Genomic DNA, 24858 nt, shown 5'->3' with positions numbered 1-24858 from the left:
ACCACAGTATCCTGTGGGTGATCTTCAGGGAGCTTCGATGTCCTCCAATGCCGCGCGTGCCAGGGCCGTGACCTGGCTCTGGCCCATCATGCTGTTGCTGGGCCTGGTTGTTGCTCCCCTTGCCTGGATGGTGCTGGCGCTGATGACCGGCCGGCAGGTCGGCTGGATGGCGGTACTGACCGCCCTGGAACTGGTGTTCATGCTGCGCATGGGTACGCTCGGCCCGGGCCGGCTGCGCATCGTGCTGGTCGTGGTGGGCACCCTGCTGGTGGCCGCCGTGGCCAACTGGACCATCGCCAGCGCCTGGATGGGCGGCTCGATCGGGCTGGACCTGTGGGACGCCACGATGCGGATGGGCCCGCACCTGGCCTGGACCCTGATCACCCTGGCCAATGGCGCGGTGGAGTGGCTGTGGCTGGCCGTGGCCGTGGCCGTAGGCGCCTGGCTGGCGCGCTGAGCGCGCCGGTTGCCACGCCCGCCGGGGACATGCAGGTAGATCCACGCATGCGTGGATGGGATGGTAGTGCCGGCCGCTGGCCGGCAAACGCGTGCGGACCAGGGCCCGCACCCACCCGATGTAGCCGCCACACGTGGATGCGGTAGTGCCGGCCGCTGGCCGGCAAACGCGTGCGGACCAGGGCCCGCACCTACCCGATGCAGCGGCCACGCGTGGATGCGGTAGTGCCGGCCGCTGGCCGGCAAAGGGGTCAAAGCCCATTCCTGCGGAAAGGGATCCGCCCCCGGTCCTCAATGCCCGCCGTCGAGCGCCTTCAACTCGCTGACCAGGGAGGCTGCCGCTTCGGCACCGTCGCCATACAGCATGCGGGTGTTGTCGGCGTAGAACAGCGCATTCTCGATGCCCGCGAAGCCGGTGCCCTTGCCGCGCTTGATCACCACCACGTTGCGCGCATTGACCACGTCCAGCACCGGCATGCCGTAGATCGGGCTGGCCGGATCGGTTCGTGCGACCGGATTGACCACGTCGTTGGCGCCGATCACCAGCACCACGTCGGTGTTGGCGAACTCCGGGTTGATGTCGTCCATGTCCGCGATCAGGTCGTAGGGCACGCCCGCTTCGGCCAGCAGCACGTTCATGTGCCCCGGCATGCGCCCGGCCACCGGGTGGATCGCGAACTTCACCTTCACCCCGCGCTGGCCCAGCCGCTGCGCCAGCTCCCAGATCTTGTGCTGCGCCTGCGCCACGGCCATGCCGTAGCCAGGCACGATCACCACGCGCTCGGCGAAGGCCATCATCGCGGCGACGTCAGCCGCTTCGATCGGCTTCTGCGAGCCGCTGATCGCCTGCGCTTCGCCACCAGCACCACCGCCGAAGTTGGAGAACAGCACGTTGCGGATCGGCCGGTTCATCGCCTTGGCCATCAGACGGGTCAGCAGGATGCCCGCCGCGCCGACCATCATGCCGGCGATGATCAATGCTTCGTTGCCCAGCACGTAACCTTCGAACGACACCGCCAGGCCGGTGAACGCGTTGTACAGCGAGATCACCACCGGCATGTCGGCGCCACCGATCGGCAGCGTCATCAGCACGCCCAGCGTCAGCGCAAGTACGAAGAAGGCAACGATCGCCCAGGTGCTGAGCGTGCTGGCGGCGATGATCGCCAGTACCACCACCGCCAGCGCCACCAGCAGGTTCATCACCTGCTGGCCCGGCCAGGTCACGCGCTTGTCCAGGCGTCCATCCAGCTTGGCCCAGGCGATCACCGAGCCGGACAGCGACACCGCGCCGATCGCTGCGCCGACCACCGCCAGCAGCAGCACCGTGCCCGACGGCTGGCGCGCGGCCAGATCGGCCAGCGCCTGCGCGCTCCAGTGGCTGGTATCGCGGTTGGCAAGGAAAGCGTAGCGCAGCAGCTCCACCGCGCCGATCGCCGCCGCCGAGCCACCGCCCATGCCGTTGTACAGCGCCACCATCTGCGGCATGTCGGTGATGGCAACCTTGCCGGCCGACCACCAGGCCAGGCCCGCGCCGAGCAGCAGCGCCACCAGGATCAGCGGCACGTTGTGCAGTTCGGGAAGGAAGAAAGTGGCCGCCGTGGCCAGCAGCATGCCCAGCCCGGCCCAGCGGATGCCGCTGCGCGCGGTCAGTGGCGAGGCCATGCGCTGCAGGCCCAGCAGGAACAGCGTGGCGGCGACGAGGTAGCTGGCCTTGACCAGCCAGTCGAGCAGTTCGACGGTGCTGATGTTCAAGCCTGCGGCTCCTTCGGCTCGTCCTTGCCGCCCTTGGGCGCGCTCGGCTTGAACATTTCCAGCATGCGCGCGGTAACCACGTAGCCACCGGCGGCATTGCCGGCACCCAGCACCACGGCGAGGAAGCCCAGGGCCTTCTCCAACGGTGTCTGTGCGTGCCCCAGCACCACCATCGCGCCGATCAGCACGATGCCGTGGATGAAATTGGAGCCCGACATCAGCGGGGTATGCAGGATCACCGGCACCCGCGAAATGATCACGTGGCCGGCGATGGCGGCCAGCATGAAGATGTACAGCGCTACGAACCCGTCACTCACTGGCAACGCTCCCGCTCTGTCTTCGTCGGCCCATCATAACCATGGGCTGAACCCGGCGTGCACCCGGCGTCAACCGAAGCGGCGCTCACGCGTTGTCGATGGTGACCCCGAGCGAGGAACCGTACCCTGTGCTGGTGAGCAGCCCCGTCCCCCCGAGCGCCGAGACCGATGCCCTGCCGGCATCGCTGGAAGCGTTCCTGGCCAGCGTCGGCCCGCGCGCGTTCCGCTTCGCCGAGGCCGGCCTGCGCCAGCGCGAAGACGCCATGGACGCGGTGCAGGACGCGCTGCTGCGCATGCTGGACTACGCCGACAAGCCGGCAGCCGAATGGGCGCCGCTGTTCTGGAGCATCCTGCGCCGGCGCGTGATCGACGTGCAGCGCCGGCGCCGCTTCCGCCTGCCGTTCTGGCGCGACAACCAGGACGCGCAAGGCGGCGAGATCGACTGGGCCGATCCCGGCCCGGACCCGGCACAGGCGCATGAACAGCGCCAGCAGTACCAGCAGCTGGTGGACGCGTTGCGCCGCCTGCCCGCCCGCCAGCGCGAGGCCTTCACCCTGCGCGTGCTGCAGGACCTGGACGGGGCCACCACCGCCCGCGCCATGGGCTGCAGCGAAGGCGCGGTAAAAACCCATCTGGCACGCGCCCGGCAGGCGCTGCAGGACTACCTGGAGATCCACCCGTGAACCGCTCCCTGCCTTCCGATGACACCCTGCGCAGCCTGCACGCGCAGTCGCTGCATGCGCTGTCGCCGGCCACACTGGCACGCCTGCGCCAGGCCCGACACGGCGCCAGCGCGACCCGGCACGGGCGCCTGCGCTGGTGGCTGGCCAGCGCCTGTTCACTGGTGGTGGCGCTGGGTATCGGCCTGCAGTTCACTGGCCATGGCACGCTGACGGGCCCCGCGCCGGCACCTGTGCTGGCCTCGGTGGAAGACAACAGCGCGCTCTACGACGAAAATCCCGATCTGTACCTGTGGCTGGGCGATACCGACCTGGCGATGGAGTGAATCATGTCCCGACTGCACACCCTGCCCCTGCTGATGACCCTGTTGCTGCTGCCGGCCCTCCCGGCGCTGGCGCAGAGCGCCGCGCCCGCCCCTGCGGCACGCCCTGCGCCGGCCACGCCGCTGCCGGCCTGGGAACAGTTGAGCGAAGCGCAGCGGGAATCGCTGCTGGCGCCACTGCGCGACCGCTGGAACAGCGCCGATGCCGGCCAGCGCCAGCGCATGCTCTCGCATGGCCAGCGCTGGCAGACGATGAGCCCGGAGGAGCGCGACAAGGCCCGCCGTGGCCTGCGCCGCTTCGAGCACATGAGCCCGGAACAGCGTGAGCAGGCCCGGGCCCTGTTCGGCCAGATGCGGGAACTGCCGCCCGCGCAGCGCGACGCACTGCGGGAGCGCTGGTCGCAGATGACGCCGGAACAACGCAAGGACTGGGTGCGCGACAACCCACCGCCGGCGAAGCCGCGCTGAAACGCCCCGGGGAACGGGGTCAGATCCCTTTGCCAGAGGCAAAGGGATCTGACCCCATGTCGTTCATGCGTGCCAGCGTGTCTTCGCCAGCAGCTCGTCTTCCCAGTCGAAACCAAGCTGCCCTTCGCGCACGAACAGCGCGACGAAGTTGAGCAGGTTGCGCGCATACATCTCGCTGGCCTGGGTCGCGCCGCGGCTGGCAAGGCCCAGCGGGCCATCGATGGTCACGCCCTGATGCTCGATGCACTGCCCCGGTTGGGTCAGTGCGCAGTTGCCGCCGCTCTCGGCAGCCAGGTCCACGATCACGCTGCCGGTGGCCATGCCCTCCACCATCGCGGCAGTCACGATCGTCGGCGCCGGTCGCCCCGGTACCGCTGCGGTGCAGATCACCACATCCACGCTGCGCAGGTGGTCGGCCAGGCGGCGCTGCTGCTCGGCACGCTCTTCATCGGTCAACGCGCGCGCGTACCCGCCTTCGCCCGCCGCGCTCACCCCCAGGTCGAGGAAGCGCGCGCCCAGCGACTGGATCTGCTCGCGGGTTTCCGGACGCACGTCGAAACCTTCCACCTGTGCACCGAGACGCCGGGCAGTGGCAATGGCCTGCAGCCCCGCCACGCCGGCACCGATCACCAGCACCTTGGCCGGACGCACGGTGCCGGCAGCGGTGGTCAACATCGGGAAGAAACGTGGTGCGCGTTCGGCGGCGATCAGCGCGGCCTTGTAACCGGCCATGCCGGCCTGCGAACTGAGCACGTCCATCGCCTGCGCACGGGTGGTGCGCGGCAGCTGCTGCAGCGGGAACAGGTGCAGGCGGTCATCGGCAGCCAGTGCCGCCAGGCCCGGATCACTGGCCGGGGTCAACAGGCCAACCACGGTGGCACCCGGCTTCAGCTGTTCAAGCACCGCCGCTGGCGGCGCCTGCACGCACAACAGGATGTCGATTTCGGCCCAGCGGCCGGCGTCGAATGCGCGGGCACCGGCATCGTCGTAGGCTGCATCGGTGAAACCTGCCGCGAGACCGGCGCCGGCCTCGTACCAGACGGTAATGCCGAGGGCGCCGAGCTTGCGCGCGGTTTCCGGCGTCAGCGCCACGCGCCGTTCGCCCGGCGCGGTCTCCTTGATCCCCAGCAACGCCACGGCCATGCAGGTCCCCGCTGATCGGTGAGTTTTCCCGATCCTAGCAGGCGGCTCCACTCAGTGCAGCGTGGCGCTGCCCGGGTCCAGCCGATCGATCACGCCCTGCATGGCGCTGTCGAACGCACCGTCATCCACATGGGCGCGCAGACGTCCCAGCCGCACCATCACCGCCAGTTCCTCCGGCGAGGCCACGCAGAAGCGCACGCCGCGACGGTTGACGAACAGCAGGCGCGAGGAAATCGGGCTGACCCAGGACAGCTTGCCGGCCTGCACCTTGCCGTCCTTGTCGACGAAGTCCAGCCAGTTGCCGATCTCCATCCGGCGGAAGCGATCGGCGTCGGCATTGTCGAAATCATCGGCATCGATCTGCCCGCCCAGCTCGACCGCCGGCGATTCGGCCACCGGCGGGGTCGGTAGTGCCACCTGCGGCAGTTCCGGCAGCGCGCGTTGCAGTTCCGGCCGCGATTCGGCAATGCCCTGCAGGGTGTCATGCAGGGCATCGATGGCGCCGGTGGCGGCGTCGCCATGCACGCCCACGCTGGCGAACACCTTGGCCAGCGCCGGCTGCCAGGCCTGCAGCCACGGCTTGCCGACGATCTGGCGGCGGGCCTCGGCCACTTCCTCCAGCAGCCCGTCGCCCAGGCTCAGGGCCTCGGCCACCGATGCGCCCTCCTCGCCCTCACGCAGCAGCGCCAGGGTCAGGTGGTGCTGCCACGGCTGGCGCAGGAATTCAGCGATGGCCGGCGGCAGGGTGGCATCACCAATGCGGCGGTCCAGCTCGGCACCGGCACGGGTACGGGCCATTTCCAGCTTTTCCTGGCCACGCTGCGTTTCGGCGGCGCGACGCTCGGCGATTTCCACGCGGCGGCGATGCTGCACGAGGAACTCGCGGAATTCTTCTTCCAGGGTCAGGAAGATCGCCAGGTTCTCGTTGAACTCGGCGACCAGGCGCTCGATGATCTCCTCGACCTTGGCCATCAGCATGCGCTCGGCCTGGCTTTCGCCAGTGTTGCCTTCGCAGGCCTCGGCCAGCGAGTTGAGCAGCTTGCGCGCCGGATGGGTCTTCTGCACGAACATGCGACGGTCGAGCATGGCGACCTTGACGAACGGCACCACCAGGCGGCCGATCAACTCGCGCGAGCGGCCTTCCAGTTCGCGCTCGTCCAGCATCACGTCGAACAGCATGCCCACCAGGTCGATCGCATCCTCGTCCTGCGGGTCCAGCCGGGTCTGGCCCGGGTCGACACCGAGACGGGTGGCGCTGGACAGCACTTCGCTCTTCAACCGCTGCGCGAGTGATTCGCCGTCCTCGCCGATCGCTGCGCGCAGGGTCGCACTGGGCGTGGCCTGCAGCAGCGACAGCACCGACATCATCTCGCGCTGGCTGAGCGGACGCTGCTGGCCGATCGCCACCTGTGCGGCCGACGTCGCGTCCTCGCGCACGTGGCGGGTCTGCTGCAGCAGTTCGTGCAGCGCCTCCAGCAGCATGCCCTGCTGGCCCGCATGGGCCTCGCCGGTGCCGCTGCCTTCGGCGCCCAGGTGCTGCTGCATGTGGCCACGCCGCTCGGACCAGCGTGCGGCAAAGCGCTGCGCCCAGGCCGGCGCGGCCTGCTCGTCATCACCGAATTCGCCGTCCAGGCCCGAGCCCGGGCGCTGCTCCACCAGGTCATCCAGGCCCGAGGCCATGCGCGGGTCGGGCGCGGCCGACGGCGGACGCCGCGGCGCCCCCATCTGCGACATCACCCCGGCCGCGGCCAGTTGCTCGTCCAGCTTCTCGTAGATGCGACCCACCGGCGCGCGCAGGTCGCGCTCGCACAGCTTGATCAGCACCAGGTGTACTTCCGGGGCCAGTTCACAGCCGGCAAAGGCTTCGTGGATGGCCACGCCCAGGTGTTCGGGGCTGATGGGATTATGGTCGGCATCCAGTTCGGCGCCGCCGACCAGACGGCCCAGGCGACGGTCGAGCCGCGCCAGCACCGGCTTGAAGTCACGCAGCAGCACCGTGGCGAAATTGCGCACCGCCAGCCGCGACTCCAGCACGTGCTCGGCCAGCAGGCTCAGGCCATCCTCGGCTGGGCCGGACAGCGTCGATTCGGCCGACATGGGCTCACCACTGGCCAGCGCATCCCAGGCCCGCTGCAGGTGGCCAGAGAAGGCACCGGCAATGTCCTCGCGGCGGCGGCGCAGTTCGCGCATCGCATCCAGGAACAGCAGCTGCGACGAACCGGCATTGCCGGCCCGGTCGAACAGGGCATCGTCGAAGCGCGCCAGTGCCGCGCCAAAGGCCTGGCACAGCGCGGGCAGGACCATGTCCCGGGCACGCTGGAGCTGGGCCGGGTCACGGCCCGGCGATCCCATCGGTGTGGGCGCGCTCATCATTCGGGAAGGCTCCCCACCTTCTCTGGTACGACAGACAACGTGGACATCGCGACGACCGGCACACCCCATGTACCGGTACGTCGATGGTAGGCCGGCCAGCCCGTCACGGACAGTGAAACAGTCCTCACTTCAAACCTCATGACCGGCGGCCCGGCAAGGTAGATATCGTAAGCCGTGCAAGGCCTGCGAGGCGAGGGGAAGCGGCCGCCCGTTTCCCGCCAGTGGCATGACGTTCATCACAATTTGGTATTCAAAGGCCAGACGCGACACAGACGGTGTCTTTGACCACCCCGACTATAATCAAACCTTCGTGATGACCGGTTCAGACTCCATGCCCGACCCCGCCGCCCTGCTCGCCCTGGATGCCCGCCGCTCCGTGCCTTCGCGGCAACTGGCCGAGCCCGGCCCGGACCCGGCCACCCTGCAGCGGATGCTGGCTTCGGCAGTGCGCGTGCCCGATCACGGCAAGCGCGTACCGTTCCGCTTCCTGAAGATCGCCGGCGATGCACGTCACACTCTGGGCGACTTCCTGGCCGAGCGCAGCCGCCAACGCGACCCGCATGCGGGCGAGGCCGTGTTCGAGAAGGATCGCCAGCGTTTCAGCCATGCGCCGCTGGTGATCGTGGTGGTGGCCAGCCCGCGCCCGGACCCGAAGGTGCCCGAACAGGAGCAGCTGATGACCGCCGGCTGCGTCTGCTTCGCCCTGCTGCAGGCCGCACAGGCGCTGGGCTTTGGCGCGCAGTGGCTGACCGCCTGGATGGCCTTCGACCCCGCCGTGCACGCCTACCTGGGCCTGGCCGAGGGCGAAGGCATCGCCGGTTTCATCCATATCGGCACGCCGAAGGCCGCCGTGCCCGAGCGCGAGCGTCCGGACCCTGCCACCCTGCTGCGCGACTGGACGCCTCCGGCATGACCCTGCCGGTACCACCGCCGTCGCTGTACCTGGTCGACGCCAGCATCTATGTGTTCCGCGCGTGGCACTCCCTGCCCGACCAGTTCCAGGACGCGCAGGGCTGGCCGACCAATGCCGTGCACGGCTTCGCCCGCTTCCTGCTGGACCTGCTCGAGCGCGAACGCCCGCGTCACATCGCCATCGCCTTCGACGAAGCGCTGGACAGTGGCTTCCGCCACCGCCTGTACCCCGCCTACAAGGCCAACCGCGACCCGGCGCCGGAGGCGCTCAAGCGCCAGTTCGTGCACTGCAAGGCGTTGTGCGCGGCGTTGGGCCTCGCCGTTCTGGCCCACCATGAATACGAGGCTGACGACCTGATCGGAAGCGCCCTGCATGTGCATCGTGGCAGCCACCGCGGCGTGATCATCTCCGCCGACAAGGACCTGTCGCAGCTGCTGCTGGATCACGACGAGCAGTGGGACTACGCACGCAACCAGCGCTGGAACGTGGCCGGAGTGAAGGCGCGGCACGGCGTGCACGCGCACCAGATTGCCGACTATCTGGCGCTGTGCGGCGATGCGGTGGACAACATTCCCGGCATCAGTGGCGTCGGCAGCAAGTCCGCCGCCGTGCTGCTGGCCCATTTCGGCAGCATGGATGCACTGTACGAACGCCTGGACGAAGTGCCGTTCCTGCGCCTGCGCGGCGCCGCCCAGATGGCGGTGCGCCTGCGCGAGCAGCGCGAGCACGCCCAGCTCTGGCGCCAGCTGACCACCATCGCGCTGGACGCGCCGCTGGAAGGCAGCCAGCCCGGCCTGTTGCGCCAGACCGCCGATCCCGAGCTGCTCGGCGGCCTGTGCCAGACCCTGCGCTTTGGCCCGATGACCCGCCGCCGGCTGTTCGATGCCGCCGGCGTGCCCGATATTCTTCCCACCCACAGCGAGCCCGCATGAGCCAGCGCAACACCGAAGCCCCGCGTGTCGTCTATGAAGGCAAGTACCAGCGCATGCTGGTGCGCGGCACCTGGGAATACAGCGAACGTACCCATGCCGGTGGCCTGGCCGCGATCATCATCGCCGTCACCCCCGAGGACAAGGTGCTGTTCGTGGAACAGTTCCGCGTGCCGCTGCAGGCAGCCACCATCGAGATGCCGGCCGGCCTGGTCGGCGACATCCACGCCGGCGAATCGATCGAAGTCTCGGCCGTGCGCGAACTGGAAGAAGAAACCGGCTGGACCGCCGATCACGCCGAAGTGCTGCTGATCGGCCCGACCTCTTCCGGCGCCAGCAGCGAAAAAATCGCCTTCGTGCGCGCTACCGGCCTGCGCCGCGTTGGCGAGGGCGGTGGTGACGACAGCGAAGACATCATCGTGCACGAGATTCCGCGCAGTGAGGCAGCGGCCTGGCTGGTGCAGAAGATGGGCGAAGGCTACGAGCTGGACGCCAAGCTCTGGGCCGGGCTGTGGATGATCGAGCACCATCTGGACGGACGCCCGCGTGGCTGACGCCGACCTGCACGCGCTGCCGGCGCTGCTCGGCGCAGACGACCCGGCGATCCATACGATCCACCGGCCTCAGGGTGCCTCGCCGTACCTGCTGCTGGCCGACCACGCCGGCCAGCAGCTGCCGCGTGCCCTCGCAGGCCTGGGCTTGCCGCAGGCCGAACTGGACCGCCATATCGGCTGGGACATCGGCATTGCCGGAACCACCCGTGCACTGGCCGAACGGCTGGATGCCTGGGCGATCGAACAGACCTATTCGCGGCTGCTGATCGACTGCAACCGCCCGCTGGTGTCGCCAACGCTGATTCCGGAAGTGAGCGACCACACCGCGGTGCCGGGCAATGCCGGGCTGTCGGCGGCACAGCGGCAGCAGCGTATCGATGCGATCCACGCGCCCTACCACGCGCGCATCGACGCGGAACTGGATGCGCGCCGAGATGCCGGCCGCTCCACCCTGCTGGTGATGATGCACAGCTTCACTCCGGCGATGAATGGCGCGCAGCGACCTTGGCATGCCGGCGTGCTGTACCACCAGGACACGCGCTTCGCCCATGCCTTGCTGCAGGCACTGCGCGAGGAAGGCGACCTGGTGGTGGGTGACAATGAACCGTATTCGGTGAGCAGCACCAGCGACTACGCGGTGCCGGTGCATGGCGAAGGCCGCGGGCTGGTGCACGTGGAACTGGAAATCCGCCAGGACCTGATTGCCGATGTGGCTGGGCAGCAGGCCTGGGCTGAGCGGCTGGCGCGGATCTTCAGCGCATTGCAGCCGCAGTTGCTGGCGTTCGGTTGAACGCGCGTGGATCCATTCCGGATCGGTAGTGCCGGCCGCTGGCCGGCCACCTCAGGGTAGTTGGATCATTGCATTGCCGGCCAGCGGCCGGCACTACCGCAGGCGTGGGACATCCACCACCCACGCCAGCGCCTTCAATCATGCATCGCTGACCGGGCAGACGGTGGCGGCCGATTCGACCGGCGCCGGGCGCAGGCCCAGCGCGATCACCACGCCGAGCGCGGCGAACAACGCGGCGCCGTACTGTGCATTGACCATGCCCTGCAGGGCGTCGGCACTGGTTGCTGCCTGCGTGCCGCGCGCGGCGTTGGCCACCATCACCAGCACCGCCAGTCCCAACGCCCCGCCGATCTGCTGGGCGGTGGCTGCCATGCCGGACGCGACGCCTTGCTGCGGACCCGGCACGCCCTGCCCGGCCACGATCCACATCGCCGTCCAGCTCATGCCCTGGCCGATGCTGAGCACCACGATGCCCGGCAGCAGCGGCCAGTAGCTGGCACCGTGCGGCATCGCCAGCGCCACCGCGGCAATGCCGATGGCACCGGCGGCGAAGCCCCAGGCCAGTACCTGCCGTGGCGAACGGCGCCGCAGCATGCGTTCGGCAATACGGATGCCGAAGGTGCACACCAACGTCGGCAGCAGGAAGGCCATGCCGGCCTGCAGCGGGCTCCAGCCATAGCCATCCTGGAAGTAGAGCGCCAGGAAGTAGTACTGCACGCCATAGCTGCTCATGAAGGCGAAGGTCAGGCCGAGTGCCGCGCGCAGGCCCGACAGGCGCAACAGCGAAAACTGCATCAGCGGGTCACGGCTGCGTTTTTCGATCTGTACGAACACCGTCAACAGCACGGCTGAAAGCAGCAGGCAGATCAGCGTGGCCGGTGCCGTCCAGCCCCACTCCGGCCCTTGAACCAGTGTAGTGACCAGCAGGCTGCCGCCGGCGGTGACGGTCAGGCAACCGGCCAGATCGAAGGAGCGGCCGCGCACCCTTGGACCATCGGACGGCAACCACGCACCGGCTGCGACCGCGCACGCCGTGGCCAGCGGCACGATCACCGCCAGCACCGCCGGCCAGCCGAACGCCTGGGTCAGCACCCCACCGAGCAGCGTGCCCAGCGCCAGGCCCACCGCGCTGGCCATGCTCCAGATCGCCAGCGCGCGGTTGCGCACCGGGCCTTCGGCGTACAGCGTGTTGATCAGTGCCAGCGTGGCGGGGAACAGCAGGGCCGCACCGACGCCCTGCGCGGCGCGCGCGATGATCAACAAGGTGGCATTCGGCGCCAACGCACCGAGCAGCGACGCCAGTGCGAACAGCAGCATGCCCAGCCGGTAGAAACGGCGACGGCCGATCAGGTCGGCGGCGCGGCCACCCAGCAGCAGGCTGCCACCGAACGCCACGGTGTAGGCACTGACCACCCACTGCAGCTGCTGCGCGTTGATCTGCAGCGCGCGGCCCATGTCATGGAGGGCGACGAAGATGATGGTGGCGTCCAGGGCGATGATCAGCTGCGCGGTGGCCAGCAGGGTCAGCGCCCAGCGTGGGTACTTGAGAGGGGGCATCGGCGGCGGTGGATCGGTGGGGGAACGCAGTCTCATTGATGCGGGCCAATCAATAAACCCCTGCCCGACCATATCTGTCATGATTTTCGGCATGAATGGATCCTCGTTGGACCTCAATGCGGTGCGCATGCTGGTGCAGGTGGCCGAGGCACGCAGCTTCACCGTCGCTGCCGGGCAGCTGGGCCTGAGCCAGTCCGGCCTGTCGCGCGCGATCGGGCGGCTGGAAGCCACGCTGGGGGTAAAGCTGCTGCAGCGGAACACCCGCAACGTGGCGTTGACCCCGGATGGCCGCCAGTTCGTGGAACAGGTGGCACCGCTGCTGGCCGGCCTCGACGATGCCGAGCGGCAACTGGCCGACCGCCCGTGCACGCCCTCGGGTACGTTGAAGATCAGTGCGCCGTCGATGTTCGGGCGCAAGGTGCTGGTGCCGATGCTGGCGCCATTACTGGAACAGCATCCGCAACTGCAGGTGGAAGCCGTGCTCAGTGACCGCTTGGTCGATCTGGTCGAGGAAGGCTTCGATGCCGCGCTGCGCACCGGCGTCATCGCCGACCAGCGCATCGTCGCGCGGCCATTGCGGCCGCTGCGCTGGGTGACGGTGGCCAGCCCCGCGTATCTGGCCCGCTGTGGCGCACCGGACGATGTGGCCGCGCTGCGGGATCACGCCTGCCTGGCGGTGCGCAACCTGCGCAGTGGCCGGCTGGTGGACTGGCAGTTCCTGCAGGACGGGCAACTGCGCGAGTTCACGCCGCCGACGCGGATGGTGTTCGACAGCGGCGATCCGCTGGTGGAAGCGGCCATCGCCGGCATCGGCATCGTGCAGGTGATGGATTTCGCGGTGGCCGATGCCTTGGCCGACGGCCGCCTGCAGCGCGTGCTGCAGCCGTTCGAGGGCCGCAGCCGCGCGCTGTCACTGATCTACCCGCCGTCGCGCCAGCATTCGCCGAAGCTGCAGGTGCTGGCCGACGCATTGCTGGCCGGGGATTGGTAGCGCCGGCCGCTGGCCGGCGTCTGCAGGAATCCACCCGTTTCAGGTTTGCCGGCCAGCGGCCGGCACTACCAGGCTGTGGTCGATCCACGCCATGCGTGGATGAGGGTTGATAGCGCCGCGCATGGCCCGGCGCTACCGGTGCGGCGTTGCCGGCCAGCGGCCGGCACTACCGATCAGGCGAAGCTGTCGGTGGCACGTACCAGCGCGTCCACGTTCTCGGCCTCGAACGCCGAATGGCCCGAGGCCGGGGTGATTTCCAGCTTCGCCTTCGGCCAGACCTTGGTCAGGTCCCAGGCGTTGGCCAGCGGGCAGACCACGTCGTAGCGGCCGTGCACGATCACGCCGGGGATGTCGGCGATGCGGTGCGCGTCGCGCAGCAGTTGGTCTTCCACCTCGAAGAAGCCGCCGTTGACGAAGTAGTGGTTCTCGATACGGGCGAACGCCAGCGCGAAGTGCGGGTCTTCGTGGCTGTTGATGAAGTCATCATCGACATGCAGGAAGCTGGTCGCGCCTTCCCACACCGCCCACGCCTTGGCCGCTTCCAGGCGGGTGGCTTCGTCGTCGCTGGTCAGGCGGCGGTGGAAGGCCGAGATCAGGTCATGGCGCTCCACCGACGGGATCGGCTTGAGGTAGTGCTCCCACGCATCCGGGAACAGGCGGTTGGCGCCTTCCTGGTAGAACCATTCCAGCTCCCAGCGGCGCAGCATGAAGATGCCGCGCAGGACCAGTTCGGTCACGCGCTGCGGATGGGTTTCGGCATAGGCCAGCGCCAGGGTCGAACCCCAGCTGCCACCGAACACCTGCCAGCGATCGACCTTGAGGTGTTCGCGCAGCTTCTCGATATCGGCAACAAGGTCCCAGGTGGTGTTGTCCACCAGGTCGGCGTGCGGGGTGGAACGGCCGGCACCGCGCTGGTCGAACAGGATGATGCGGTACTTGGACGGGTCGTGGAACTGGCGCATCTTGTCGCTGCAGCCACCGCCCGGGCCACCGTGCAGCATCACCACCGGCTTGCCGTCCGGGTTGCCGCACTGCTCGAAGTACAGCGTGTGGCGGTCGTCGACCTTCAGGGTGCCGACGTCATAGGGGGTGATGGCGGGGTACAGCGTACGCATGCTTGCAGCTCCAGGGTGATGCCCTGCCGTGGCAGGAGAACCTCCATTCTAGGCCGGACGCCGGCCCAGGGTGATGCGGTCGCGCTGCTCCAGATCCTGCACGGTCTGCACCTCGGCAAACCCCGCCGCGTCGAACAGCGCGCGGATCGCCTCGCCCTGGTCCCAACCGTGCTCGATCAGCAGCCAGCCGCCGGGCAGCAGGTGGGCCTGGCCACCGTCGACGATGCGGCGGATGTCGTCCAGGCCATCCGGACCCGAGGCCAGTGCGGTGGCCGGCTCGAAGCGCAGGTCACCCCGCTCCAGATGCGGATCGTCGCTGGCGATGTACGGCGGGTTGCTGGCAATCAGATCAAAACGCGCGCCCTGCAGCGGTGCATACCAGTCGTGCCCGCCTTCAGCGAAGCGGACGTTGCGCAGATCATGGCGGGCGGCATTGCGCGCGGCCACGGCCAGCGCGCCCGGGCTGGCGTCGGTGGCCAGCACCTGCGCCTGCGGCCGTTCGCTGGCCAGTGCCAGTGCAATCGCACCACTGCCGGTGCCCAGGTCGGCCAGCTGCAGCGACTGGTCTGGCGGCAGGCGCTCCAGCGCCAGCTCGACCAGCAGCTCGGTTTCCGGACGCGGGATCAGCGTGGCCGGGTCGACCTCCAGGTCCAGCGTCCAGAATCCGCGACGGCCGGTCAGGTAGGCCACCGGCTCACCGGCCACGCGGCGGGCCAGCAACGCCTCGAAGACGGCCTGGTCATTGGCGGCCAGCGGATCGGTGGCGTGGGCGAACAGCCAGCTGCGCGGGCGGTCCAGTACGTGCAGCAGCAGCAGTTCAGCCTCGTGGCGGGCCTCGATGCCGCCGAGACGGGCACTGGCCTCAGCCACGGTCTGGCGCAGGGAGGGTTCGGTTTGGAAAGACATGCCGCAATTGTAGAGCCGCAGTCGAGCGTGGCTCGACACTGCAAAAAGCTGCAATCCGTTCAGGTTCTGCCGGAGGGAATAAGGAGGGGCTATCGGCCCCTTTCCGCGCCTCCGGGAGATTTCCCTTGTCACACAGCCAGTTGCAGGATGGGAGCGGCAAGGTTCAGTGCCTGCTCATGACCGAATGATAGACTCCATCTATCAAATAGATGCAATCAATGGATTGTTCTTATCGCCAGCGAGTCGGTAACCTAGCTCCTGTCGATTCACCCACTCCCCTTCACCAGAGGAAAAACGATGTCCCTGATCAACACCCAGATCCAGCCGTTCGAAGCCAACGCTTACCACAATGGCGAGTTCATCAAGGTTTCCGACGCCAGCCTGAAGGGCCAGTGGTCCGTCCTGATCTTCATGCCAGCCGCCTTCACCTTCAACTGCCCGACCGAGATCGAAGACGCGGCTGACCATTACGCCGAGTTCAAGAAGGCTGGCGCCGAGGTCTACATCGTCACCACCGATACCCACTTCTCGCACAAGGTGTGGCACGAAACCTCGCCGGCCGTCGGCAAGGCCCAGTTCCCGCTGGTCGGCGACCCGACCCACCAGCTGACCAACGCCTTCGGCGTGCACATTCCGGAAGAAGGCCTGGCCCTGCGTGGCACCTTCATCATCAACCCGGAAGGCGTGATCAAGACCCTGGAGATCCACTCCAACGAGATCGCTCGTGACGTTTCCGAGACTCTGCGCAAGCTGAAGGCTGCCCAGTTCACCGCCGCCAACCCGAACCAGGTCTGCCCGGCCAAGTGGAAGGAAGGCGAGAAGACCCTGACCCCGTCGCTGGACCTGGTCGGCAAGATCTAACGCAGTACCGGCCTTCCGTGGCCCCACGCCACGGCGCGCCCTTCATCCCCATGCCGGTGCCCTACCGGCGTGGGGGTGAACCCAAGACAGCCAACGCTCGCCCGCCTTGGCCAGCCAGCCCCTTCCACGGTCGCTGTCTTGGGTTCACCCCTACCCCCAGCTGGTCCGCTACCTTGTACAGCGGTGCCACGCCCCCTGTTTGCCTGAAGCCAGGAGAAGACCGATGTTGGACGCCAACCTGCAGTCGCAGCTGAAGACCTATCTGGAGCGCGTGACCCGCCCGATCCAGATCACCGCGCACGCCGACGACGGCGCCAAGTCGCAGGAGATGCTGGAACTGCTGCAGACCCTGGAAAGCCTGTCGGACAAGATCTCGCTGCAGGTGCTGCGCGATGGCCAGGGCCGCGTGCCGTCCTTCGACCTGGGCACCCCGGGCCAGGACATCCACCTGACCTTCGCCGGCCTGCCGATGGGCCATGAGTTCACCTCGCTGGTGCTGGCGCTGCTGCAGGTGGGCGGTCATCCGTCCAAGGCCACCGCCGAGCTGATCGAGCAGGTGCAGAACCTGGAAGGCGACTACCGCTTCGAAACCTACTTCTCGCTGTCCTGCCAGAACTGCCCGGACGTGGTGCAGGCCCTGAACCTGGCCGCGGTGCTCAACCCGCGCATCCAGCACGTGGCCATCGACGGTGCCCTGTTCCAGGACGAAGTCGAGAAGCGCGAGATCATGTCGGTGCCGACCGTGTACCTCAACGGCGAAGTGTTCGACCAGGGCCGCATGACCCTCGAGCAGATCGTGGCCAAGCTGGACACCAATGCCAGCAAGCGCGATGCCGAGAAGATCGCCGCCAAGGACGCCTTCGACGTGCTGGTGGTGGGCGGTGGCCCGGCCGGTGCTGCAGCGGCGATCTACGCCGCACGCAAGGGCATCCGCACCGGCATCGCCGCCGAGCGTTTCGGTGGCCAGGTGCTGGACACCATGGCGATCGAGAACTTCATTTCGGTGAAGGAGACCGAAGGCCCGAAGCTGGCCACGGCACTGGAACAGCACGTGCGCGAGTACGAGGTGGACATCATGAACCTGCAGCGCGCCAGCGCGCTGGTGCCGGCTGGCGAAGACGGCCTGGTGCAGGTGCAGCTGGAGAACGGCGCGGTGCTGAAGTCGCGTTCGGTGATCCTGTCCACCGGCGCGCGCTGGCGGCAGATGAACGTGCCGGGCGAAGACCAGTACCGCAACAAGGGCGTGGCCTATTGCCCGCACTGCGATGGCCCGCTGTTCAAGGGCAAGCGCGTGGCGGTGATCGGCGGCGGCAACTCCGGCGTGGAAGCGGCCATCGATCTGGCCGGCATCGTGTCGCATGTAACCCTGCTGGAGTTCGATTCCAGCCTGCGCGCCGATGAAGTGCTGCAGAAGAAGCTGCGCAGCCTGGCCAATGTCACCGTGCTGACCAGCGCACAGACCACCGAAGTGCTGGGCGACGGCAGCCGTGTCACCGGCCTGGTCTACAAGGACCGCATCGGCGGCGACGCCCACCGCGTCGAGCTGGAAGGCATCTTCGTACAGATCGGCCTGCTGCCCAACACCGAGTGGCTGAAGGATGTGGTGGCGCTGTCGCCGCGTGGCGAGGTCGTCATCGACGACCGCGGCCAGACCAACCTGCCGGGTGTGTTCGCTGCTGGCGATTGCACGACGGTACCCTACAAGCAGATCATCATCGCCATGGGCGCCGGTTCGACCGCCGCACTGAGCGCGTTCGACCACCTGATCCGCTCGTCGGTGAGCAACAGCAGCGGTGCCGTTGCTGAAGCGGCCTGATCCACCGTTCCCAGATCACCGGGAACATTGTCTGCCTGTCGGGTAACCATGCCGTCAGCCGGTCCGTTACCCCTGGGGTGTAAGGATGAACCTACGTGATCTGAAGTACCTGGTAGCCCTGGCCGACCACAAGCATTTCGGCCGGGCTGCCGCCTCCTGCTTTGTCAGCCAGCCCACGCTGTCCACGCAGATCCGCAAGCTGGAAGAAGAACTGGGCCTGCCGCTGGTGGAACGCGCACCGCGCAAGGTGATGCTGACCCCGGCCGGCCAGGAAGCGGCGGCACGGGCACGGGTGATCGTGTCCGAAGTGGAGCAGCTGAAGGAAGCGGCGCGACGCAGCCGCGACCCGGAAGCCGGGACGGTGCGCCTGGGGATCTTCCCGACCCTCGGTCCGTACCTGCTGCCGCATGTGATCCCACGCATCCGCGAGCGCTTCCCGGAGCTGGAACTGCTGCTGGTCGAGGAAAAGAGCGATGTGCTGCTGGACCGCCTGCGCGAAGGCAAGCTGGACGCCGCGCTGCTGGCGCTGCCGGTAATCGACGACCAGCTGCACGCCGAGTTCCTGTTCGAGGAACCGTTCCTGCTGGCGGTGTCCGGGCGCCACCCGCTGGCCCGCCGCGAACACCTGGATGTGCAGGAACTGGCCACGCAGAAGCTGCTGCTGCTGGAAGATGGCCACTGCCTGCGCGACCAGGCGCTGGAAGTGTGCCGCCTGTTCGGCGCCAACGAGAAGTCCGAGTTCCGCGCCACCAGCCTGGAGACGCTGCGGCAGATGGTTGCCGCCGACGTCGGCATCACCCTGCTGCCCAGCCTGTCGGTGCAGCCGCCGGTGCCGCGATCGAACAACATCCGCCTGCTCGACTTCACCGGCGAGGGCCGTCCCAGCCGTCGCATCGCCATGATCTGGCGCCGCAGCTCGGCCATGAACGACTTCCTGATGGAACTGGCCGACCAGTTCAAGCGCCTGCCGCAGGCGCTGTTCACCCTTGATGCGGTGAATGCCACCGGCGAAGCGACCGCCCTGCCCGGCCCCGCCCTGAACGGCTGAACCCCCGCAGCACCGGCCTGGAATCGGCAGGAGTCGATTCCGGCCGCATTTGTCCCCACAATACAGACAGGCGGCGCCAGCAGGTGCCGCCTTTTGCATGGCTTTCAACCAAGGAGCTTCACCATGAGTACCGCCAGCGGCCTGCCGCCGTCGATCACCGTTTCCACCTTCGACATGGACCGCCTGGACGCCATGCTCGAATCCCCTGCGCTGAGCCAGACGCCTGCCGCGCTCGCGCTTGCTGAAGAACTCAACCGGGCCACCGTGCTGGCACCGGACCAGATTCCCGAAGGCATCGTCATGATGCATTCGCGCGTGGAGTGCGAAGATGAAGTGTCGGGCGAGAAGCACGTCCTGACCCTGGTCTTCCCCCGCGAAGCCAACGTCGATGAAGGCAAGGTTTCCGTGCTGGCCCCGGTCGGCAGTGCCCTGCTCGGCCTTTCGATCGGCCAGAGCATCGACTGGAACGCGCCCGGCGGCCGCAAGCTGCGCCTGCGCGTGACCGCGGTCCACAACGACCGCCCCTGATTACCGCTGCGCACCGCGCGCGATTCGATCCCCCTGCACCAGGAGCCGTAATGAGTACCCCGTCCAAACTGTCCCAGCTGCGCGAACTGTCCGTGGTCGTTGCCGATACCGGTGACTACGAGGCGATCAAGCGCCTGCAGCCGGTGGACTGCACCACCAATCCGACCCTGGTGAAGAAGGCGCTGGACCTGCCGGTCTACGCCGAGCTGATCGAACGCGAACTGGCCTGGGGCCGCCAGCAGAGTGGCGACCGCGAAGCCGTGGTGCACGCCGTGGCCGACCGCCTGACCATCGGCGTCGGCGCGCTGCTGAGCACGCTGGTGCCGGGCCGCGTGTCCACCGAAGTGGACGCCGACCAGGCCCACGACACCGCCGCCACCGTGGCCAAGGCCCGCCAGTTCATCCAGATGTACGCCGATGCCGGCGTGCCGCGCGAGAAGATCCTGATCAAGATCGCCGCGACCTGGGAAGGCGTGGAAGCCGCGCGCATCCTGCAGGCCGAGGGCATCGACTGCAACCTGACCCTGATCTTCAACCCGACCCAGGCGCTGGCCTGCAGCGAAGCCGGCGCGTTCCTGATCTCGCCGTTCGTCGGTCGTATCCTCGATTGGTACGTGGCCAACGGCCAGACCCCGGCCACCATCGACGAAGACCCGGGCGTGAAGTTCGTGCGTGGCGTGTATGCCGAATTCAAGCGCCGCGGTTCGCCGACGGTGGTGATGGGTGCCTCGTTCCGTTCGACCGCGCAGATCGAAGCGCTGGCCGGCTGCGACCGCCTGACGATTTCGCCGGACCTGCTGGAGAAGCTGGACGCTGACCACGGCGAGCTGCCGCGCAAGCTGGTGGCCGGTGCAGCGGAAGGCGCGGCGGTGACCCCGATCGATGCGGCGAAGTTCGCGGCGGACCTCGCGGCCGATCCGATGGCCACCGAGAAGCTGGCGACCGGCATCGAGGCGTTTGCCAAGGATCTGGAAGCACTGCGCGAGCGGATCCGCGCGGCACTGTGAGGATTACTGCCAACGGCTGAGCCCCTCGTGGCAGGTTGGTTGGTCGCGAAAGGCATGAAGCAACAGCCGTGCTGGGTCGGGCGGGTTGGGTCCGCGGGGGACGCCGTGAACCCGTCCATCGGGGCTTGGCCGCGGCATCCATGCCGCGGACACCCCCGCGAACCCAACCCGCCCGCCCTCTGACAATTTCCTGCGGCCGCCCGCCACGGAAGAAAGAAAGAAGAGCAACAGCGGGTCGCGCGCTTCGCTTGCTCGCAGCCGAGCATGGCTATGCCGGTCGTCCTGACCGGCACCCTCCGGGCCGTCGCAAGCAACGTTGACAGCGGCTCCTGCCGCTGCCTTCGGCTCTACAGAAGGCACTGCAGAACCAAACGAAAAGGACGCGGCGAACGCCGCGTCCTTTTTGTCTTTCTTCAGTTCGTCAGTAACCAATGCTCTCGCCCACCGTCACCGGAAAACTGTCGAAGGTGGGACGGGTGCAGATGGCGGGACCGTCCACGGCATGGATGCCGTGGACGAGCCCCCAAGGACGGGTTTACGGCGTGTCCCGCCATCTGCACCCGTCCCGCCAAACTCACAGCAAACCAGAGCCGCTTGGCTTTAGCTTTGGCTTTCAGCCGTTGACGTTGCCCGCCGCAGGCGGACCACCGCGCGTCAGCGCGGCGCCTCCACATCCAACCCGATCGGGCAGCTCACGCCGGTGCCGCCGATGCCGCAGTAGCCGTTCGGATTCTTCGCCAAGTACTGCTGGTGATAGTCCTCGGCGTAGTAGTACGCAGGTGCCGGGTACACGATCTCGGTGGTGATCGGGCCGTAGCCGGCCGCATCCAGCTGCGCCTGGTAGGCCTCGCGGCTGGCCAGCGCGACGGCGTACTGCGCCTCGTCGGTGGCGTGGATCGCCGAGCGGTACTGGGTGCCGGTGTCGTTGCCCTGGCGCATGCCCTGGGTCGGGTCGTGGCTCTCCCAGAACAGCTGCAGCAGGCGCTCCAGGCTCACCACCGCCGGGTCGAACACCACCTGCACCACTTCGGTGTGGCCGGTCAGGCCCGAACAGACCTCTTCATAGGTCGGGTTCGGGGTGATGCCCCCGGCATAGCCCACCGAGGTGCTGTACACGCCCGGTTCGGTCCAGAACTTGCGCTCGGCGCCCCAGAAGCAGCCCAGCGCGAAACGGATCTGCTGCAGGCCGGCAAAACGGTCCTTCAGCGGATGGCTGTTCACGAAGTGCTGGTTGCTGTGCAGCGGCAGCGGCTGGTCACGCCCCGGCAGCGCCTCTTCCGGGCGTGGCAGGCGCTGCTTGAAGGCGCCGATGCCGAGGATGCCCTGGCCAATTCCCAACATGATGCGCTCCTACGCCGGAAGTCCGGCTATGTCGTCTGCATCTGAAATGGGGGCGTCCGGCGCGTGGCCCAAGTCCAGCGCCGCCACGATGTCCTCGGCCTGCGGGCGTGCCGCATCGGGGATTCCCACCCGCAGCACACCGAACAGCGGCAGCTCGCCCATGCCGCCCAGCAGCTGCTCGCCAAACACGAAGGCCGGGATGCCGGCATCTTCCAGCGCGTGCTTGACCAGGTGGGCGTCGAACAGGTTGTCGGCCTTGTACACGATGTGCATGCGGCGGCTCCGTGGGACAGGGTTCCAGCATACGCCCGGGGGCTGAATGGTGGTGGTGACGGCGCATGACCGTTCTGCCGGCCAGCGGCCGGCACTACCCATCCACCTTCCGGTAGCGCCGGCAGCGGGCCGGCGGAATGTGGATCGCCGTGCAGTTGGGTAGTGCCGGCCGCTGGCCGGCATCCCCACACCCCACCGGGCAGCCCTGCCCCGTACGCGCTAGACTGTTGGTCTTTCTGCCCTTTTTCGCCCCAGACTCATGTCCGAGCACACCCCCGCCAGCCCCGAGACCCCCGCCGACAGCCACGAGAAGCGCGATTTCATCCGCCAGATCGTGCGCGAGGACCTGGCCAGCGGAAAGCACCAGGCGATCAAGACCCGCTTCCCGCCGGAGCCGAACGGCTACCTGCACATCGGCCACGCCAAGTCGATCTGCCTGAACTTCGGCATCGCCGGCGAATTCAGCGGCGTCTGCAACCTGCGCTTCGACGACACCAACCCGGCCAAGGAAGACCCGGAATACGTGGCCGCGATCCAGGACGACGTGCGCTGGCTGGGCTTCGAGTGGAACGAGCTGCGCCATGCTTCGGACTACTTCCAGGCCTACTACCTGGCCGCCGAGAAGCTGATCGAACAGGGCAAGGCCTATGTCTGCGACCTGTCGGCCGAGGAAGTGCGCGCCTACCGCGGCACCCTGACCGAGCCGGGCCGCCCGTCGCCGTGGCGCGACCGCAGCGTCGAGGAAAACCTCGACCTGTTCCGCCGCATGCGCGCCGGTGAGTTCCCGGATGGCGCGCGCACCCTGCGCGCGAAGATCGACATGGCCAGCGGCAACATCAACCTGCGCGATCCGGCGCTGTACCGCATCAAGCACGTCGAGCACCAGAACACCGGCAACGCGTGGCCGATCTACCCGATGTACGACTTCGCCCACGCGCTGGGTGATTCGATCGAGGGCATCACCCACTCGCTGTGCACGCTGGAGTTCGAAGACCACCGCCCGCTGTACGACTGGTGCGTGGACAACGTCGATTTCGCCCATGACGATGCGCTGACCCAGCCGCTGGTCGATGCCGGCCTGCCGCGCGAAGCCGCCAAGCCGCGCCAGATCGAGTTCTCGCGCCTGAACATCAACTACACGGTGATGAGCAAGCGCAAGCTGATGGCGCTGGTCACCGAGCAGCTGGTGGACGGCTGGGAAGACCCGCGCATGCCGACCCTGCAGGGCCTGCGTCGCCGTGGCTACACCCCGGCCGCGATGCGCCTGTTCGCCGAGCGCGTGGGCATCAGCAAGCAGAACTCGCTGATCGACTTCAGCGTGCTGGAAGGCGCGTTGCGCGAAGACCTGGACAGTGCAGCGCCGCGCCGCATGGCAGTGATCGATCCGGTCAAGCTGGTGCTGACCAACCTGCCGGAAGGCCATGAAGAACAGCTGACCTTCAGCAACCACCCGAAGGACGAGAGCTTCGGCAGCCGCGACGTGCCGTTCGCACGCGAAGTGTGGATCGACCGCGAGGACTTCGCCGAAGTGCCGCCGAAGGGCTGGAAGCGCCTGGTGCCGGGTGGCGAAGTGCGCCTGCGCGGCGCCGGCATCATCCGCTGCGACGAAGTGATCAAGGATGCCGGCGGCACCATCACCGAGCTGCGCGGCTGGCTGGATCCGGAATCGCGTCCGGGCATGGAAGGCGCCAACCGCAAGGTCAAGGGCACCATCCACTGGGTCAGCGCCGTGCATGGCGTGCCGGCCGAGATCCGCCTGTACGACCGCCTGTTCTCGGTGCCGAACCCGGATGATGAATCGGAAGGCAAGACCTACCGCGATTACCTCAATCCGGAATCGCGCCGCACCGTCACCGGCTATGTCGAGCCGGCCGCGGCCAGCGCCGCGCCGGAGCAGTCGTTCCAGTTCGAACGTACCGGCTACTTCGTCGCCGACCGCCGCGACCACACCGAAGCCAAGCCGGTGTTCAACCGCAGCGTGACCCTGCGCGATACCTGGTCGGCCTGAGGACCTGCGCGGGCGCCAGCACGGCGCCCGCACGCCATCGACAATGATCACCGCCCTCTCCGTCCTGTTCTGGTTCATCTCGCAGCATCCGCTGCTGACGTTCTTTGCAGCGATGGTGCTGGCCGGGCTGGTCTCGTGGTGGCGGCGCTTTCCGGGCTACGCCATCGTGGTGTTCCCGCTGGCGATGCTCAACATGTTCCTCGGCCACTTCCTCAACGCCACCTTCCTCAACGTGGTGGGCGAGCGTGGTGAAGCGGTGATCGTCAAGGCCGAGCGAACCAGCTCCACGCTCAACGAACAGTACATCTGGCGCTACGAAGGGGTGCTGCGTACCGCCGAGGGCCGCGACGTGGACGTGGTGTTCCACACCAACACCGCTTCGCTGTGGCCGCTGGAAAACGCCATCCGTATCCCGGCGCGCGACCAGCCGTTCGTGGTCAAGTACACGCCGGGCTTCCCACGCAACTTCGTCATCCTCACCAATGAATCCCCGCACGGCGTCGCCCAGGCCCGGGCCAGCGCGCGCGAGCGGGTGGAGGTGGCGGCACGCAAGCTGCATTTCAGCCCGGGTAATGCCGATTTCCGCGCGGACTATCGCCGCGAGCTGGAAAGCTGGCTGCGCGACCACGGCAACGATCCGCAGCAGCAATCCGACGCGCAGCGATATCGCGCCGAACTCGACGCGCTCGACCGCTAGATGCCCAGGCCC

General features: G+C 67.9%; 25 protein-coding genes. 16 read left to right on the top strand and 9 right to left on the bottom strand.

The window, feature by feature from the left end; translation table 11 throughout:
• The first annotated feature begins 37 nt into the window (after positions 1-37).
• A complete protein-coding gene (locus AC5P67_RS11985; RefSeq protein WP_012479221.1) occupies positions 38-457 on the top strand; it encodes a hypothetical protein in 420 nt (139 codons plus the stop codon).
• Between the two features lie 290 nt (positions 458-747).
• Here AC5P67_RS11985 and AC5P67_RS11980 read toward each other — a convergent pair whose 3' ends face one another.
• The gene (locus tag AC5P67_RS11980; protein WP_012479220.1) at positions 748-2208 is read right to left on the bottom strand and encodes an NAD(P)(+) transhydrogenase (Re/Si-specific) subunit beta; all 1461 of its coding nucleotides are present in this window, start codon (positions 2206-2208) and stop codon (positions 748-750) included.
• Complete coding sequence (locus AC5P67_RS11975) at positions 2205-2525, bottom strand: NAD(P) transhydrogenase subunit alpha part 2 (RefSeq protein WP_005408173.1); 321 nt, start codon at positions 2523-2525, stop codon at positions 2205-2207. The genes AC5P67_RS11980 and AC5P67_RS11975 overlap by 4 nt, the downstream gene beginning before the upstream one ends.
• A 98-nt stretch (positions 2526-2623) precedes the next feature.
• Between AC5P67_RS11975 and AC5P67_RS11970 the strand changes: the two genes are divergently transcribed.
• From AC5P67_RS11970 to AC5P67_RS11960, 3 genes are read left to right on the top strand one after another with little or no spacing between them, the layout of a single operon-like run.
• Positions 2624-3208 carry an RNA polymerase sigma factor gene (locus AC5P67_RS11970; protein WP_077684483.1) on the top strand — a complete coding sequence of 195 codons (585 nt, stop codon included), beginning with the start codon at positions 2624-2626 and terminating at the stop codon, positions 3206-3208.
• A complete protein-coding gene (locus AC5P67_RS11965; RefSeq protein ID WP_012479218.1) occupies positions 3205-3531 on the top strand; it encodes a hypothetical protein in 327 nt (108 codons plus the stop codon). Before AC5P67_RS11970 ends, AC5P67_RS11965 begins: the two co-directional genes overlap by 4 nt.
• Positions 3532-3534: 3 nt before the next feature.
• A complete protein-coding gene (locus tag AC5P67_RS11960; RefSeq protein WP_012479217.1) occupies positions 3535-3996 on the top strand; it encodes a DUF3106 domain-containing protein in 462 nt (153 codons plus the stop codon).
• 63 nt (positions 3997-4059) lie between these two features.
• Here AC5P67_RS11960 and AC5P67_RS11955 read toward each other — a convergent pair whose 3' ends face one another.
• Positions 4060-5139, bottom strand: a complete 1080-nt coding sequence (locus AC5P67_RS11955) for an NAD(P) transhydrogenase subunit alpha (RefSeq protein WP_099474430.1) — start codon at positions 5137-5139, stop codon at positions 4060-4062.
• A gap of 51 nt (positions 5140-5190) precedes the next feature.
• Positions 5191-7512 carry a PacR family protein gene (pacR, locus tag AC5P67_RS11950; RefSeq protein ID WP_005408168.1) on the bottom strand — a complete coding sequence of 774 codons (2322 nt, stop codon included), beginning with the start codon at positions 7510-7512 and terminating at the stop codon, positions 5191-5193.
• 331 nt (positions 7513-7843) lie between these two features.
• Here pacR and AC5P67_RS11945 point away from each other — a divergent pair, with 331 nt between their 5' ends.
• Genes AC5P67_RS11945 through AC5P67_RS11930 form a run of 4 tightly spaced genes read left to right on the top strand, consistent with a single transcriptional unit; the run spans position 7844 to position 10698 of the window.
• Positions 7844-8425, top strand: a complete 582-nt coding sequence (locus AC5P67_RS11945; protein ID WP_005412319.1) for a nitroreductase family protein — start codon at positions 7844-7846, stop codon at positions 8423-8425.
• Positions 8422-9357, top strand: a complete 936-nt coding sequence (locus AC5P67_RS11940) for a 5'-3' exonuclease (protein WP_012479214.1) — start codon at positions 8422-8424, stop codon at positions 9355-9357. Before AC5P67_RS11945 ends, AC5P67_RS11940 begins: the two co-directional genes overlap by 4 nt.
• On the top strand, positions 9354-9908 hold the full coding sequence (locus AC5P67_RS11935; RefSeq protein WP_111193808.1) for an NUDIX hydrolase: 555 nt from the start codon (positions 9354-9356) through the stop codon (positions 9906-9908). Before AC5P67_RS11940 ends, AC5P67_RS11935 begins: the two co-directional genes overlap by 4 nt.
• Positions 9901-10698 carry an N-formylglutamate amidohydrolase gene (locus AC5P67_RS11930; RefSeq protein WP_049395817.1) on the top strand — a complete coding sequence of 266 codons (798 nt, stop codon included), beginning with the start codon at positions 9901-9903 and terminating at the stop codon, positions 10696-10698. Before AC5P67_RS11935 ends, AC5P67_RS11930 begins: the two co-directional genes overlap by 8 nt.
• A 138-nt stretch (positions 10699-10836) precedes the next feature.
• Here the strand turns inward: AC5P67_RS11930 and AC5P67_RS11925 are convergent, their stop codons facing one another.
• A complete protein-coding gene (locus tag AC5P67_RS11925) occupies positions 10837-12255 on the bottom strand; it encodes an MFS transporter (protein WP_005408163.1) in 1419 nt (472 codons plus the stop codon).
• Positions 12256-12346: 91 nt separating this feature from the next.
• Here AC5P67_RS11925 and AC5P67_RS11920 point away from each other — a divergent pair, with 91 nt between their 5' ends.
• Complete coding sequence (locus tag AC5P67_RS11920) at positions 12347-13246, top strand: LysR family transcriptional regulator (RefSeq protein WP_224481821.1); 900 nt, start codon at positions 12347-12349, stop codon at positions 13244-13246.
• A gap of 173 nt (positions 13247-13419) precedes the next feature.
• Here the strand turns inward: AC5P67_RS11920 and pip are convergent, their stop codons facing one another.
• Together pip and prmC are read right to left on the bottom strand one after the other, a co-directional pair.
• Positions 13420-14361: a prolyl aminopeptidase gene (gene pip / locus AC5P67_RS11915; RefSeq protein WP_005408161.1), complete on the bottom strand. Its 942-nt coding sequence runs from the start codon at positions 14359-14361 to the stop codon at positions 13420-13422.
• 48 nt (positions 14362-14409) lie between these two features.
• Entirely contained in the window at positions 14410-15267 is an 858-nt protein-coding gene (gene prmC / locus AC5P67_RS11910; protein WP_111193807.1) for a peptide chain release factor N(5)-glutamine methyltransferase, read from the bottom strand.
• A gap of 297 nt (positions 15268-15564) precedes the next feature.
• Here prmC and ahpC point away from each other — a divergent pair, with 297 nt between their 5' ends.
• The 5 genes from ahpC to AC5P67_RS11885 all read left to right on the top strand — a co-directional run bounded on the left by ahpC (position 15565) and on the right by AC5P67_RS11885 (position 20527).
• Entirely contained in the window at positions 15565-16128 is a 564-nt protein-coding gene (gene ahpC / locus AC5P67_RS11905) for an alkyl hydroperoxide reductase subunit C (protein ID WP_005408159.1), read from the top strand.
• Between the two features lie 223 nt (positions 16129-16351).
• Positions 16352-17944 carry an alkyl hydroperoxide reductase subunit F gene (gene ahpF / locus AC5P67_RS11900; RefSeq protein WP_088610981.1) on the top strand — a complete coding sequence of 531 codons (1593 nt, stop codon included), beginning with the start codon at positions 16352-16354 and terminating at the stop codon, positions 17942-17944.
• Between the two features lie 85 nt (positions 17945-18029).
• A complete protein-coding gene (locus AC5P67_RS11895) occupies positions 18030-18992 on the top strand; it encodes a LysR substrate-binding domain-containing protein (RefSeq protein WP_005412310.1) in 963 nt (320 codons plus the stop codon).
• Between the two features lie 123 nt (positions 18993-19115).
• Positions 19116-19520: a nucleoside diphosphate kinase regulator gene (gene rnk, locus AC5P67_RS11890; protein ID WP_005408156.1), complete on the top strand. Its 405-nt coding sequence runs from the start codon at positions 19116-19118 to the stop codon at positions 19518-19520.
• 50 nt (positions 19521-19570) lie between these two features.
• Positions 19571-20527, top strand: a complete 957-nt coding sequence (locus AC5P67_RS11885) for a transaldolase (RefSeq protein WP_012479209.1) — start codon at positions 19571-19573, stop codon at positions 20525-20527.
• 654 nt (positions 20528-21181) lie between these two features.
• Here AC5P67_RS11885 and msrA read toward each other — a convergent pair.
• Together msrA and AC5P67_RS11875 are read right to left on the bottom strand one after the other, a co-directional pair.
• Positions 21182-21847, bottom strand: coding sequence for a peptide-methionine (S)-S-oxide reductase MsrA (msrA, locus tag AC5P67_RS11880; protein ID WP_024956784.1), 666 nt, complete (start codon positions 21845-21847; stop codon positions 21182-21184).
• 30 nt (positions 21848-21877) lie between these two features.
• Positions 21878-22141 carry a putative signal transducing protein gene (locus AC5P67_RS11875; RefSeq protein WP_005408153.1) on the bottom strand — a complete coding sequence of 88 codons (264 nt, stop codon included), beginning with the start codon at positions 22139-22141 and terminating at the stop codon, positions 21878-21880.
• A gap of 259 nt (positions 22142-22400) precedes the next feature.
• Here AC5P67_RS11875 and AC5P67_RS11870 point away from each other — a divergent pair, with 259 nt between their 5' ends.
• Complete coding sequence (locus AC5P67_RS11870) at positions 22401-24149, top strand: glutamine--tRNA ligase/YqeY domain fusion protein (RefSeq protein ID WP_012479204.1); 1749 nt, start codon at positions 22401-22403, stop codon at positions 24147-24149.
• A 43-nt stretch (positions 24150-24192) separates the two neighbouring features.
• Positions 24193-24846, top strand: coding sequence for a membrane protein (locus AC5P67_RS11865; protein ID WP_012479203.1), 654 nt, complete (start codon positions 24193-24195; stop codon positions 24844-24846).
• Positions 24847-24858 lie beyond the last annotated feature (12 nt).

Source organism: Stenotrophomonas sp. YJH_SMC_21, assembly GCF_059369555.1.
The sequence above is the reverse complement of the archived record's forward strand: the minus strand, read 5'-3'. Positions and strand labels throughout refer to the sequence as shown.